Below are 12,999 nucleotides of genomic sequence, written 5' to 3'. Positions count from 1 at the left end.
GCGGGTGTGCCGGGATTACTTCGAGGACTTCAGACCGAGGTTGACGAAGTCGTACATGCCGCTGTAGGCGTCCGACGTGTAGACGTTCGCGAGTCGGTCACCGCGCCAGTTGACGAACTTCTCGAAGACGAACGGCAGGTAGTAGCCGCCGTCCATGACCGCGTGGTTGATGTCCTTGGCGATCGAGAGCTTGGCCGCGCCGTCCTGCGTCTCCACGTAGGTGTCGAAGAGGCCGTTGATCTTCTTGTCGTCGATCAGGGCGAAGTTGTTGTTGCCGCTCTCGAGGATGTACTTGCCGTCCCACAGCGGCAGACCGAAGCCCTGGACCGAACCGAAGTCGGCGCCCCAGCCCATGATGATGATGCCGTAGCCCTTCTTCTTCACGTTCGAGGGGCTGCCGATGATGCCGGAGGTCTGCGAACCGTCGTACTGGTCGATGCTGACGTCGATGCCGATCTTCTTCAGCGACGCCTGCAGGGACTCGGCGGTGGCCACCTCGACCGGCTTGTTGTTACGGACGGCGATGGTGGTCTTGAAGCCGTTCGGCTGACCGCAGGCCTTCAGCTCTTCCTTGGCCTTGGCGACGTTGCCGTTCTTGTTGGCGCCGGCGAGCTCGTACGGGTCGTACGACTGGCCCTCGGAACCGGGGACGGTCGGGGGCAGCATGTTGGTGCCGATGTCACCACCGGCGACCGGGCCACCGCGCGCGGTCTGCAGCGAGACGTGGTCGGCACCGTAGATCACGGCCTTGCGGCAGTGCTCGTTGTCGAACGGCTTCACGCTCTGCGGGAAGACGGCGTAGCGGATGTAGCCGGAGACCGGGTTGTCCAGGTTGGCCTTGTGCTCCTGAAGGGCGGTGGTGCGGCCCTGCGGGGACAGACCGGTCTGGTTGATGTCCAGGTCGTAGTCACCGGCGATCAGACGGGCGTCCAGGTCGTTGGCGTTCGAGAAGAACTTGACCGAGATCTTGTCCGGGTAGGCCTTGCGGATCGGGTCCGAGGCCTGGCTCCACTTGTCGTTGCGGACGAGGACGAGGTCCTTGCCCGGGCTGTACGACTCGAACTTGTACGGGCCGGAGGAGAACGGCTTCAGGCCGTACTTGGACTTGGTGTCCTTGTCCTGGCGGACCGGGGACGCCGAGACCAGGGCGAGGATCTCCTCGAAGTCGGCGTTGGCCTCGGGCAGGTGGAAGACGATGGTCTTGTCGTCCGGGGTGTCTATCGCCTTGAGGCCGAGCTTGTCGGCGGAGGTGTCCTTGTAGGGGCCCTTGTACTCGCCCTTGGGGTCGAGGACGTCCTTCAGGTACACCGGGCCGCCGGACAGCACGTCCTGCGCCCAGACGCGCTCGATGCCGTACTTGACGTCCTTGGACGTGATCGCCTGGCCGTCCTCCCACGTGATGCCGTCACGCAGGGTGTACGTGTAGGTCTTGCCGTCGTCGGTGACCTTGGCGAGACCGGTGGCGAGGTCCGGGGCGAGCGCGGCGCCCTTGGCACCCGGCTCGGTGGCGCTCGTGACGAGCTGACGGCTGTAGTAGCGCGCGAAGTTCCACATGAAGCCGTAGTAGCCACGCGTGGTGTCCCACGAGTCGGCGTCCTGGGCACCGGCGAACTTCAGCTCGCCGCCCTTCTTGGCCAGCGAGGCCTGGGCGACCTTGTTGTTCGCGGCGTTGTAGCCGGCCGCGCCCGTCGTCGAGCCGCCGTTGCCGTCGTCGCTGTCACCGCCGCCGCACGCCGCCGTGGTCAGCAGCGCGGCGACCGCGGCGACAGCGGCAAATGCCTGCTTCCGCCGCCCTGTGGTGCGTTGGGTAGTCACGATCTCGGATCCTCCGGATTTGATGAGAGACCCCGTGTAGATGCCACGGGACGCTTGGGGTACGGCAGTTCAGCGGGAGCCCTTCGGGTCCAGCGCGTCACGCACGCCGTCGCCGAAGAGGTTGAAGGCAAGAACGGTGATGAAGATCGCCACACCCGGAACCACCATGTACGTGGGGTCCGACTTGTAGTAGTCGATCGCGTTCGAGAGCATCTGCCCCCAGGAGGCCGTGGGGGGCTTGACGCCCACGCCCAGGAAGCTGAGCGCCGCCTCGGTGAGGATGTTGGTGGGGATCATCATCGTCGTGTAGACGATGATCGGCGCGACCAGGTTGGGCAGCAGCTCCTTGAACAGGATGTAGAACCGCCCGGCGCCCAGCGAGCGGGCCGCCTCGACGTACTCGCGCTCACGCAGCGAGAGCGTCTGGCCGCGCACCACGCGTCCGATGTAGGGCCAGCCGAAGAACCCGATGACCAGGATCATCACGAACAGGCGCACGCCCGTGCCGGTCAGGCCCAGCATCTCGTTCGGCATGACGGAGACCAGCGCGATGATGAACAGCAGCTGCGGGAAGGCCAGGAGGCCGTCCATGACCCGGCTGATGGCGGAGTCGACCCAGCCACCGAAGAAGCCGGCCAGGATGCCGAGGACCGTGCCGAGGATGACGGCGACGATCGCGGACAGGAAGCCGACGAGCAGGGAGATCCGGGCGCCGTAGACGATGCGGGCGAAGATGTCGCGGCCGTTGACCGGTTCGACGCCCAGCCAGTGGTCGCCGCTGATGCCGCCGAAGGCCCCCTTGGGGGTGCCGAACAGCGGGTCGATCAGGTCCTTGTCGTGGTACGTGGTCGGGTCCTGCCCGTACAGGCTGGTGATCACCGGCGCGAGCAGGGCGACCACGATGAGGAAGAGCACGACTATGCCGCCCGCGAGAGCGAGCTTGTCCCGCTTCAGGCGCTCCCAGGCGATCCGGCCCAGGGAACGCCCCTGGACGGCCTTGGCGCCGGCGCTGCTCGCCGCCGCTTCCTCGGCCGCGCTCGGGGCCGCTTCCGCGGTCGGCTCGTGCAATGGTGCCGTCATCTGGCAGGGACCCCTCTCAACCGGCGGTAGCCGGCCCGCACTTGCCGCTGTAGCGGCGTGATTCAGTCCGTCGTACTTAAAGGGGGGCTAAGTCCACCCCTGGAGCGGGAGTCTTCAACGCTTTGGCGATCTGTTGCCAGACTTGGCGATGAATGGATGCATAAACGTGATGAGGCTAGGAGGGTTCCGTTATCCGGACAGTGGGTAACGCCCCCCGGACGGGGGCAAGTTCGGACATCGGTGTCCCATCGGGACCTTCCGCCCCGATCTACGCGCGAAGAAACACTCCCGCAACACGAGTCGTCTTGCTCGGTGGAACGCCTCGTGCCATCCGCCCGGTCCCGGCCTAGTAGCCGCCGGGGGCGGGCGGGTAGCCGTACCCCGCCACGGGGGCCTGAGCCGGGGCCGCGTGGGCCTCACGGTCGTAGAACGGGCGGGCGCCGGCCCGCATCCACATCGCGATCGGGTCGTACTCGTCCGACATGGCGACGGTCGACACGGGCAGTCCGTCCGGGACCGCGCCGATCGACTGCTGCATCATCGCCCGCACCGAGTCGACGGCCGGCGGGCTGGTGTCGTAGACGTCGAGCCCGATGGCCAGGTACGGCGCCCCGAGGGCCGGCTGGACCCACGCGCGGCGCAGCGAGCGCACGGCGGGCGTGCGGTGGGCGTTCTGCGCGATCACGGCGTAGAACTGCGGGATCTCGATCGCGGGATCGGAGAGCCGCAGCGGACCGGCGGGCTGGCGCTCCAGACCGGTGGCGATCCGCCGCAGGTCCAGCCACGGGATGCCGACCCCGCCGCCGGGCGCGTGCGGGTTGAGCCAGAGCCCGAAGTGGTCCGGGTACAGGGTCCGGGCCACGTCGATGCCGTCGACGACCTCGTACGACCGGTTCCAGCCGCTGGCGCTCAGTTCCTGGGCGGAGGTCACGCAGGGCGCGTAACCGAGGCCCTCGACCTCCATGTTTCCGTACTGGGCGTCGGGGGAGCCGGACTGGCCGTGCCACAGCAGCATCCAGATCTGGCCGGAGGAAGGGGTCGCGAGGGCGCGGAGGAGTGCCTCGTAGGCGTCGTAGCGCCCCGGTGTCACTTGGCGCAGCATGTGCTCGACCTGGCCGGTCGCGGCGGTGCCGCTCGCGCTCACGTGTCCCTCCGGAGAAACGATGCGTGTGTCTGCCGACAGCTTAAGCCGTGACGGGGTGGGGCTTGCGGTTGTCGTCCGGGTGCGGGTCGGTGAGGGCTGGTCGCGCAGTTCCCCGCGCCCCTGGGTTCGGTGCCTCTTGCGGTGGGTCCCGGAGTGCGGGCCGTGGGGCTTGTCGCGCGGTTCCCCGCGCCCCTGAGAACCGCTACACGTCCCGCTGGTGGAAGGGGCGGACCCGTTCCCTCAGCCAGTGGGCCACCGGGTCGTCCGCCACGTCCATCAGGACCAGGTTGACCTGCCAGGGCACCGGGACCCGGCCCAGCGCGCGGCCCAGGGCGTCCATCGGCAGGGTACGCAAGTCGCCCTCCCACTGGGAGAGTTCGACGCCCACGAACATCACGGGGTCGGCGGTCTCGATGGCGGCGAGGCAGCGGCGGGCGGTGAGGACCACCCCGGTCGCCGCGAACTCGGCGGAGGCCGCGGCGAGGAAGTCCACCGGCTCCTCCTGCCAGTCGGGCTCGTAGAGCTTGACCCGGCCCCCGGTGGTGAAGCCGTCGAGCGGGGAGCGGCCCTGGCGGCACAGCTCGGCGACGGCGGGCGGCGGCAGGGGGATGCCGACCACGCCGTCCGGGTTGAGGGCGATGCCGACCTGCGGGGGCAGACCGCGGGCGAACTCCACGGCGGGCGCGATGGTGAACGCCATGTGGGAGCCGGTGACCTGGCGGAACTGCTCCTCGGAGCTGAAGACCGGGACGAACGCCTGGCCGCCGATGTCCACGGTCGGCAGGTCGAGGGGGCCGCTGCCCGGGCCGCCGCCGTTGGGCAGCGGGACCCAGACGAAACTGCGCCCGAGGGCTTCCAGGATGCGCCCGCCCGCGGAGGGGACGCCCAGGGAGGCGGAGAGCACCTCCTCCAGTTCGTTGCCTGGCCATCCCCCGCCGTGGGGGTGCGCCTGTTCCGGGAAGCCCTGCGCCGGGAAGTCCTGTGCCGGGAAGTCCATCTGTGTGACCGCCTGCCGAGTACCGCTGGTGTGGCTGAAAGGCTAACGGGTGCCGGGCCCCTCGCGGTCAGCCCGTGAAGCCGATCCGGCGCAGGGTGTCCGCCGCGGCCCGGTCCAGGAGGACCGTCGAGCCGATGCCCTGGGGCAGTTCGCCCCGCTCGACGGAGCCGATCAGCCGGGCCGCCGCCGAGCGGTGCCGCAGGAACGCGTAGCGCGAGACGCCCCGGCCCCGCTCGCGCTGACCGGCCAGGGCGGTGTCCGCGGTGACGTCGAGGAGCAGCAGATGCAGGGTGCCGCCACGGCGCCGGGCCTCGCGGGCCAGCCAGCCGCGCACCCAGGACTGGGTGCCGCAGTCGTGCACGACGACACCCTGGCCCGAGCGCAGCGCGCGGTGCAGGCCCCAGTAGTGGGCGAGCCGGACGAGCGGCCGGTAGACGGCGTAGGGCAGGAAGCGGGGCGCGCGGGCGTCCCAGCGGTCGCGGGTGTCCTGGGAGTCGATGCGCGGGGCCTCGACCGCCCGCTTCATCAGCGTGGACTTGCCGCTGCCGGGCAGGCCGGTGATCACGACCAGGTCCTTCGGCGCGAAGAGCAGGGCGTGCGGGCTGTGACCGGAGCGCTCGCGCAGGTCGCGGACGACCGGCTGCGACGCGCGGCGCTCCCGGGCCGCTGCGCTCGGCTGCGCGGGCAGGGCGACGGCCGTGGTGGTCGTCGCGTACGCCGTGGTCGTCCTGTTCATCGTGATCGTCCTCCCCTGGGGTGGGTCACGAGTTCCCCTCCCCGTCGAGTGTAAAGAGAAGGTAATCCGCTGGTCTCGCGTTTTCGTGATCGCTCTGCCACAGGCCCGTCACAAAGGACGGTCGAGGTCCGGTCTGCCGCCCGTCGCGGATGCGTGCAATGATGTCGGCGCCAACTGCATACCGGCCGTTCGAATCCGCGCGGGAGAGTCCTCGACCACTGGTCGGGGCGCCGAAGGAGCAAGTCCCTCCCTTGAATCTCTCAGGCCCCGTTACCGCGCGGGCGAGGCACATCTGAAAAGCGAGCCGCTCTCCGGTGGCTCCACCCAAGGTGCAAGCCATGTCCCCTCCGCGGTCATGGCGAACCTCTCAGGTTCCGATGACAGATGGGGAGGAACGACCTCGCCGTCATGCCTTGGGAGACCTACGTCCGATGAGCAGCACCTCACCCCGCCGTACCGCGCTCGATGCCCTGCATCGTTCGCTCGGCGCGACGATGACCGACTTCGCCGGCTGGGACATGCCCCTGCGCTACGGCTCCGAGCGCGACGAGCACACCGCCGTCCGCACCCGGGCCGGGCTCTTCGACCTCTCGCACATGGGCGAGATCACCGTGACCGGGCCGGACGCGGCGCGGCTGCTCGACTTCGCGCTCGTCGGGAACATCGGCTCCGTCGGGGTCGGCCGCGCCCGCTACACCATGATCTGCCGGGCCGACGGCGGCATCCTGGACGACCTGATCGTCTACCGCCTGGCGGAGACCGAGTACATGGTCGTCGCCAACGCCTCCAACGCCCAGGTCGTGCTGGACGCGCTCGTGGAGCGGGCGGACGGCTTCGACGCCGAGGTCCGTGACGACCGCGACGCGTACGCGCTGCTCGCCGTCCAGGGGCCCGAGTCCCCGGGCATCCTGAAGTCGCTGACCGACGCCGACCTCGACGGGCTGAAGTACTACGCGGGCCTGCCCGGCACGGTCGCCGGGGTGCCCGCCCTCATCGCCCGGACCGGCTACACCGGCGAGGACGGCTTCGAGCTGTTCGTGAAGCCCGCCGACGCGGTCGGGCTGTGGCAGGCGCTCACCGAGGCCGGCGCGGGCGTCGGCCTGGTCCCCTGCGGGCTGTCCTGCCGGGACACCCTGCGCCTGGAGGCGGGCATGCCGCTGTACGGCAACGAGCTGTCCACCGCCCTCACCCCCTTCGACGCCGGGCTCGGCCGGGTCGTGAAGTTCGAGAAGGACGGCGACTTCGTGGGCCGCGAGGCCCTGGAGAAGGCCGCCGCCCTCGCCCAGGCCGACCCGCCGCGCGTCCTCGTCGGCCTGGTCGCCGAGGGCCGCCGCGTCCCGCGCTCCGGGTACCAGGTCGTGGCGGGCGGCGAGGTGATCGGCGAGGTCACCTCCGGCGCGCCCTCGCCCACGCTGGGCAAGCCGATCGCGATGGCGTACGTCGACGCCGCGCACGCCGCTCCGGGCACCGCCGGGGTCGGCGTGGACATCCGGGGCACGCACGAGCCGTACGAGGTCGTGGCGCTGCCGTTCTACAAGCGCCAGAAGTAGCCGTCCTGGGTGATGCTGGGCACATAGGCGCTGCTCACGCACGCCTCCGGCGCTCCCCCCTTCATCAGCACTCCCCCGCGTACAGGAGAATTCAGGCCATGAGCAACCCCCAGCAGCTTCGTTACAGCAAGGAGCACGAGTGGCTGTCGGACGCCGCGGACGGCGTCTCGGCGGTCGGCATCACGGAGCACGCGGCCAACGCGCTCGGCGATGTCGTCTTCGTCCAGCTCCCCGAGGTCGGTGACACGGTCACCGCGGGCGAGACCTGTGGCGAGCTGGAGTCGACCAAGTCGGTCAGCGACCTGTACTCCCCGGTCTCCGGTGAGGTCACCGAGATCAACCAGGATGTCGTCGACGACCCGGCGCTGGTGAACTCCGCTCCCTTCGGGGGCGGCTGGCTGTTCAAGGTACGCGTCGCGGAGGAGCCGGCCGATCTCCTCTCCGCCGACGAGTACACCGCCTTTTCCGCCGGCTGAGGAGTCGTACATCTGATGTCCGTCCTGAACACGCCCCTGCACGAGCTCGACCCGGAGGTCGCCGCCGCGATCGACGCCGAGCTGCACCGTCAGCAGTCCACGCTGGAGATGATCGCGAGCGAGAACTTCGCGCCGCTCGCCGTCATGGAGGCGCAGGGCTCGGTCCTGACCAACAAGTACGCCGAGGGCTACCCGGGCCGCCGCTACTACGGCGGCTGCGAGCACGTCGACGTCACCGAGCAGATCGCGATCGACCGGATCAAGGAGCTGTTCGGCGCCGAGTACGCCAACGTCCAGCCCCACTCCGGTGCCTCCGCGAACCAGGCGGCGCTGTTCGCGCTGGCCAAGCCCGGCGACACGATCCTCGGCCTGGACCTCGCGCACGGCGGTCACCTGACCCACGGCATGCGCCTGAACTTCTCCGGCAAGCAGTTCGACGTGGTCGCGTACCACGTGGACCCGGCCACCGGTCTGGTCGACATGGCCGAGGTGGAGAAGCTCGCCAGGGAGCACCGCCCCAAAGTGATCATCGCGGGCTGGTCCGCCTACCCGCGTCAGCTGGACTTCGCGGAGTTCCGCCGGATCGCCGACGAGGTCGAGGCGTACCTGTGGGTCGACATGGCGCACTTCGCGGGCCTGGTGGCCGCGGGGCTGCACCCGAACCCGGTCGAGCACGCGCACGTGGTCACCTCCACCACCCACAAGACGCTGGGCGGTCCGCGCGGCGGCATCATCCTGGCGAAGCAGGAGTTCGCGAAGAAGCTGAACTCGTCCGTCTTCCCGGGCTTCCAGGGCGGTCCCCTGGAGCACGTGATCGCGGCGAAGGCGGTCTCCTTCAAGGTCGCGGCCGGTGAGGAGTTCGCCGAGCGCCAGCGGCGTACGGTGGAGGGTGCGCGCATCCTCGCCGAGCGTCTGACGGCCGCGGACGCCCGTGCGGCCGGGGTCAACGTGCTCTCCGGCGGCACGGACGTGCACCTGATCCTCGTCGACCTGCGCGAGTCGGAGCTGGACGGCCAGCAGGCCGAGGACCGTCTCCACGAGGTCGGCATCACGGTCAACCGCAACGCCGTCCCGAACGACCCGCGCCCGCCGATGGTCACGTCCGGTCTGCGGATCGGTACGCCGGCGCTGGCCACGCGCGGCTTCTCGGCGGAGGACTTCGCCGAGGTCGCGGACGTCATCGCCGAGACGCTGAAGCCGGACTTCGACGCGGTGTCGCTCCGGGCCCGGGTCGAGGCCCTGGCCGGCAAGCACCCGCTGTACCCCGGCCTGAACAAGTAGTTCCACGGTGGGGGCACCCGACGCCGTGTGCCCCCACCCCTGTTGAAGGAGTTCCCGTGGCCATCTCGGTCTTCGACCTGTTCTCGATCGGCATCGGCCCGTCGAGCTCGCACACGGTCGGCCCGATGCGCGCGGCCCGTATGTTCGCCCGGCGGCTGCGCAACGAGGGCCTGCTGACCCCGGTCGCGGCCGTCCGCTGCGAGCTGTACGGCTCGCTCGGCGCGACCGGCCACGGCCACGGGACCCCCAAGGCCGTCCTGCTCGGTCTGGAGGGTTCCTCCCCGCGCACGGTCGACGTGGAGTCGGCGGACGAGCGGGTGGAGGCGATCAGGGCCGAGGGGCGGCTGAACCTGCTGGGCGAGCACGAGATCGCGTTCTCCTTCGACGACGACCTGGTCCTGCACCGCCGCAAGGCCCTGCCGTACCACGCGAACGGGATGACCCTCTGGGCGTACGACGCGTCGGGCGCGGAGCTGCTGTCCAAGACGTACTACTCGGTGGGCGGCGGTTTCGTCGTCGACGAGGACGCGGTCGGCGCGGACCGCATCAAGCTCGACGACACGCTCCTGAAGTACCCCTTCCGCACGGGCGACGAGCTGCTGCGGCTGACGAAGGAGACCGGTCTGTCGATCTCCTCGCTGATGCTGGAGAACGAGCGGGCCTGGCGCACGGAGGAGGAGATCCGCGAGGGGCTCCTGGACATCTGGCGGGTGATGCAGGCGTGCGTGACCCGCGGCATGTCCCGGGAGGGCATCCTGCCCGGTGGGCTCCGGGTGCGGCGCAGGGCGGCCCTCTCCGCCCGTCAGCTCCGCGCCGAGGGCGACCCGTTGGCGCACGCCATGGAGTGGATCACGCTCTACGCGATGGCGGTGAACGAGGAGAACGCGGCGGGCGGACGGGTCGTGACGGCCCCGACGAACGGCGCCGCCGGCATCATCCCCGCCGTCCTGCACTACTACATCACCTTCGTGCCGGGTGCCGACGAGGACGGCGTGGTCCGCTTCCTGCTGGCGGCGGGCGCGATCGGCATGCTGTTCAAGGAGAACGCCTCCATCTCCGGCGCCGAGGTCGGCTGCCAGGGCGAGGTGGGCTCCGCCTGCTCGATGGCGGCGGGCGCCCTGGCGGAGGTCCTCGGCGGCTCCCCCGAACAGGTCGAGAACGCGGCCGAGATCGGCATGGAGCACAACCTCGGCCTCACCTGCGACCCGGTCGGCGGTCTCGTCCAGATCCCCTGCATCGAACGCAACGGCATGGCCGCGGTGAAGGCGGTCACGGCCGCCCGGATGTCGATGCGCGGCGACGGCTCCCACATGGTCTCCCTGGACAAGGTCATCAAGACCATGAAGGAGACCGGCGCGGACATGTCCGTCAAGTACAAGGAGACGGCGCGGGGCGGGCTCGCGGTCAACATCATCGAGTGCTAGGCGGGCAGGAGGCCTGACCTGGCGGTTCGTGACCTCCTCGATCTCCGTTCCGGTGCGCCCGTAGCGCCGACCGTCATCAGGATGCCCAGCTCACGCCCCGCGTCACGGACGTCCACCCGTGGGACGGCTCTGTCCGCCGTATCATGACGGCACACGGGAAGGAGCACCGTCCATGAGTGTCGACGCGATCACGCAGACCGAGTTCCCCGCGGGATATGTGGTGTTCTTCGGCGTCGACGGAAAGATCATCATGACCCCGCAGAGCGAAGAGCACTCCAGCACGATCAGGTCGATGCAGATCGACTCTCTCGCTCTCGGCCGTCACGCGAAGGTCACCTCGGACGTCTACATCGACTTCCCCGCCGATGAGAACTCCGCCCCCGACCTGGCCATCCTGCGCGAGGACGCGCGCAAGGAGGGCAAGCGCTACAGCTTCGAGGACGTCCTGCTGATCTCGGAGGTCGTCTCCACCTCCTCGGCACGCAAGGACTACGACGACTGCACCGCGAAATACGGCCGCTACGGCATCCCCGTCTACCTCATCGTGGACCCCTACGCCCGGGAAGTCGTCCTGCACACCGAGCCCACCTCCAGCGGCTACAGCACCGCCCACACCCGCGCATACGGCACAGGCAAGCTCCCCATCCCCCTGACCGACGGCCGCACCTTCACGCTCGACCTCGACGAACTCCCCCTGCCGGACCCGGCGCCCGACACGCACTGAGTCCGCGAAGCCCCCCCCCCCAGAGAAATCCCCCGGTCGAGCAGATCAAGGCCGCCGCCCGCGAGTCCAAGCGCGCCGCCGACCGGGTTCGCCGCACCGACCGTGGCGAGCGCGCCGTCACCCACATCTCCAACGCCCACGGCCTCGCCCCGTCTCGATACGGGCCTGCGCCCCGCGCCTCATGGTCGAGCTCATCGCGGCCGCAACGGTCGACGTCCAAAAGAGGCCTACTTTACGCGCTTGGTAGCGGGCGGTAATCGATCTCGGGGGCAACATCCCCCGAACGGAGAAGGACGCCTGTTCCGCCCTCGCCAGGGCGACTACCACCGAAAGGCAGCACGCTCTCGCCCGGTGGTTGGGCCACCGGTCCCGAGGCCTGGACCCAACTCCTGTAGTGAAGGAGCAAGACCATGGCGAAATCAGCGACAAGCACTGCTCCCCTCGGCGTCACCAAGCAGACCTCGTCCGACTCCGACAAAGCCTCCGCCTCCGCCTCCGTCACGAAGCCGTCCGCCGACTACCTGATGGACACCCCTCTGCCCGTGCTCATCGACGAGCTGGGCGCCACCCTCGCCGACTCCTCGATCGCCGACCGGGAATTCTGCGGCGCCGTCCTCGTCCGGCGCAGGACAGGTGAGCTGCGGCTCACCTTGCCGACCGGGCGCAGCGAACTGGAGCACGACGTCGTCGCCCGGTACCTGCTCGCCCAGGCGCTCGGAGTGCCAGTGCCTGAGCTGCCGACGCCGTTCATCACGATCCGTATCCCCACCGAGCAGTCCGAGGTGACGCTGTGACCGCCACGATCCCCCTCGACCTCACCCTCACGGTCCGACGCGGAACCACCTCCTCGGGCAAGGCCGCCGACCTCCGCGACCTCAGCCCCGCCGACAGCACCGCCACCCTCATCTACGACAGGCACCTCACCCACCCCGGCACCGCCGTCTGGCTCGCCCGCATCATGCTGCGCCAGCACGGGTACGCCGTCCGTGAGGTGACCCTCGACGGCATGGGCCCGGACATCACCGCCCTGTTCCGGGAAGCGTCCCGGCTCCGCCTGAACGTCTTCCTGGGCTGCCGCGGAGGCACTCCCCGCGTCGTCACCTTCGACAGCCCGGCCGCCTACGAGATTCCGGCCGGCTGGGACCTGGCGGACGCCACCGACCGGCTGCCCGCCGCGCATGCGGCGGCCCGCCCCCACGTTGTCCGCGTACTGCGCGCCATGGACATAGAGAAGGAGAAAAACGGCGGGCGTATCGACAAGGTCCTGGACGTGGCAGCCGGGATGATCCTGGAGACCGGAGACCCCGACCAGGTGTGGGACACGCTCACCCGCCTTCTGGACCGGACCGAGTCCGAGCGGGCGGAGGTACCGGTATGACGACCAGCCTCAACGCCGACGCCACCCACGTCATCGGCCAATTCCAGGAATCGAGCTCCTTGCCCGAGAACCCGGCAAGACTGCCAAGTCCGCCTCGGGGCGATTCCCGTATCGCGTGGAACGCACCGGTGGCGGAGAGTCGCTGCGCGCCACCGAGACGGGCGGCGAGCTCGGACGGTGTTCCGGTGACCCACGCGGAGCCGCGGTGGCAGGGGACTCGCTCAGGCACCCGCGATGAGACCGGCGCAGAGCCACCTCCGGATCGGGTGTGTCGTGGCCGTTGAGATGGTCCACACGCACGAACACCGGGTCGGCACCACGCATCAGCACCTGGTTTTCGCCCTCCTGCGTGGCCCAGGGGGACGGTCTCGCCTTCGGTTTCGCCGCTCCGCAC

The 12,999-nt window shown here is 69.7% G+C and carries 12 protein-coding genes and 1 riboswitch; of the genes, 7 read left to right on the top strand and 5 right to left on the bottom strand.

The features are described 5' to 3' along the window. Window positions 1-15: 15 nt before the first annotated feature. From ACIPSE_RS08765 to ACIPSE_RS08745, 5 genes are all read right to left on the bottom strand, one after another. Entirely contained in the window at window positions 16-1,815 is a 1,800-nt protein-coding gene (locus ACIPSE_RS08765) for an ABC transporter substrate-binding protein (RefSeq protein ID WP_401659126.1), read from the bottom strand. Window positions 1,816-1,884: 69 nt separating this feature from the next. Further along, window positions 1,885-2,895 (bottom strand): ABC transporter permease, encoded by a 1,011-nt coding sequence (locus ACIPSE_RS08760; protein ID WP_401659123.1) that lies wholly within the window; start codon window positions 2,893-2,895, stop codon window positions 1,885-1,887. 346 nt (window positions 2,896-3,241) lie between these two features. Further along, window positions 3,242-4,039, bottom strand: coding sequence for an enhanced serine sensitivity protein SseB C-terminal domain-containing protein (locus tag ACIPSE_RS08755; protein ID WP_401659121.1), 798 nt, complete (start codon window positions 4,037-4,039; stop codon window positions 3,242-3,244). Window positions 4,040-4,241: 202 nt separating this feature from the next. Next, the gene (locus tag ACIPSE_RS08750) at window positions 4,242-5,036 is read right to left on the bottom strand and encodes an enhanced serine sensitivity protein SseB (protein ID WP_401659118.1); all 795 of its coding nucleotides are present in this window, start codon (window positions 5,034-5,036) and stop codon (window positions 4,242-4,244) included. A 67-nt stretch (window positions 5,037-5,103) separates the two neighbouring features. After that, window positions 5,104-5,772 carry an AAA family ATPase gene (locus ACIPSE_RS08745; protein WP_401659115.1) on the bottom strand — a complete coding sequence of 223 codons (669 nt, stop codon included), beginning with the start codon at window positions 5,770-5,772 and terminating at the stop codon, window positions 5,104-5,106. Window positions 5,773-5,962: 190 nt separating this feature from the next. Continuing rightward, window positions 5,963-6,058: riboswitch (glycine riboswitch) on the top strand. A 145-nt stretch (window positions 6,059-6,203) separates the two neighbouring features. On the opposite strand from ACIPSE_RS08745, the gene gcvT reads away from it, so the two are divergent. The 7 genes from gcvT to ACIPSE_RS08710 all read left to right on the top strand — a co-directional run bounded on the left by gcvT (window position 6,204) and on the right by ACIPSE_RS08710 (window position 12,605). Further along, on the top strand, window positions 6,204-7,322 hold the full coding sequence (gene gcvT / locus ACIPSE_RS08740) for a glycine cleavage system aminomethyltransferase GcvT (RefSeq protein WP_401659112.1): 1,119 nt from the start codon (window positions 6,204-6,206) through the stop codon (window positions 7,320-7,322). Window positions 7,323-7,420: 98 nt separating this feature from the next. Then, the gene (gcvH, locus tag ACIPSE_RS08735; protein ID WP_401659108.1) at window positions 7,421-7,798 is read left to right on the top strand and encodes a glycine cleavage system protein GcvH; all 378 of its coding nucleotides are present in this window, start codon (window positions 7,421-7,423) and stop codon (window positions 7,796-7,798) included. Between the two features lie 15 nt (window positions 7,799-7,813). After that, window positions 7,814-9,079: a serine hydroxymethyltransferase gene (gene glyA, locus ACIPSE_RS08730; protein ID WP_401659105.1), complete on the top strand. Its 1,266-nt coding sequence runs from the start codon at window positions 7,814-7,816 to the stop codon at window positions 9,077-9,079. Between the two features lie 56 nt (window positions 9,080-9,135). Continuing rightward, window positions 9,136-10,503: an L-serine ammonia-lyase gene (locus ACIPSE_RS08725; RefSeq protein WP_401659103.1), complete on the top strand. Its 1,368-nt coding sequence runs from the start codon at window positions 9,136-9,138 to the stop codon at window positions 10,501-10,503. 172 nt (window positions 10,504-10,675) lie between these two features. Continuing rightward, on the top strand, window positions 10,676-11,227 hold the full coding sequence (locus ACIPSE_RS08720; protein ID WP_401659100.1) for a Uma2 family endonuclease: 552 nt from the start codon (window positions 10,676-10,678) through the stop codon (window positions 11,225-11,227). 410 nt (window positions 11,228-11,637) lie between these two features. Then, window positions 11,638-12,021, top strand: coding sequence for a hypothetical protein (locus ACIPSE_RS08715; protein WP_401659097.1), 384 nt, complete (start codon window positions 11,638-11,640; stop codon window positions 12,019-12,021). After that, complete coding sequence (locus tag ACIPSE_RS08710; RefSeq protein ID WP_401659094.1) at window positions 12,018-12,605, top strand: hypothetical protein; 588 nt, start codon at window positions 12,018-12,020, stop codon at window positions 12,603-12,605. Before ACIPSE_RS08715 ends, ACIPSE_RS08710 begins: the two co-directional genes overlap by 4 nt. Window positions 12,606-12,999 lie beyond the last annotated feature (394 nt).

Source organism: Streptomyces sp. NPDC090106, from assembly GCF_044747265.1.
Lineage (GTDB): Bacteria > Actinomycetota > Actinomycetes > Streptomycetales > Streptomycetaceae > Streptomyces.
Note: the sequence above shows the minus strand (reverse complement) of the source record. Positions and strands in the feature narration are given on the sequence as shown.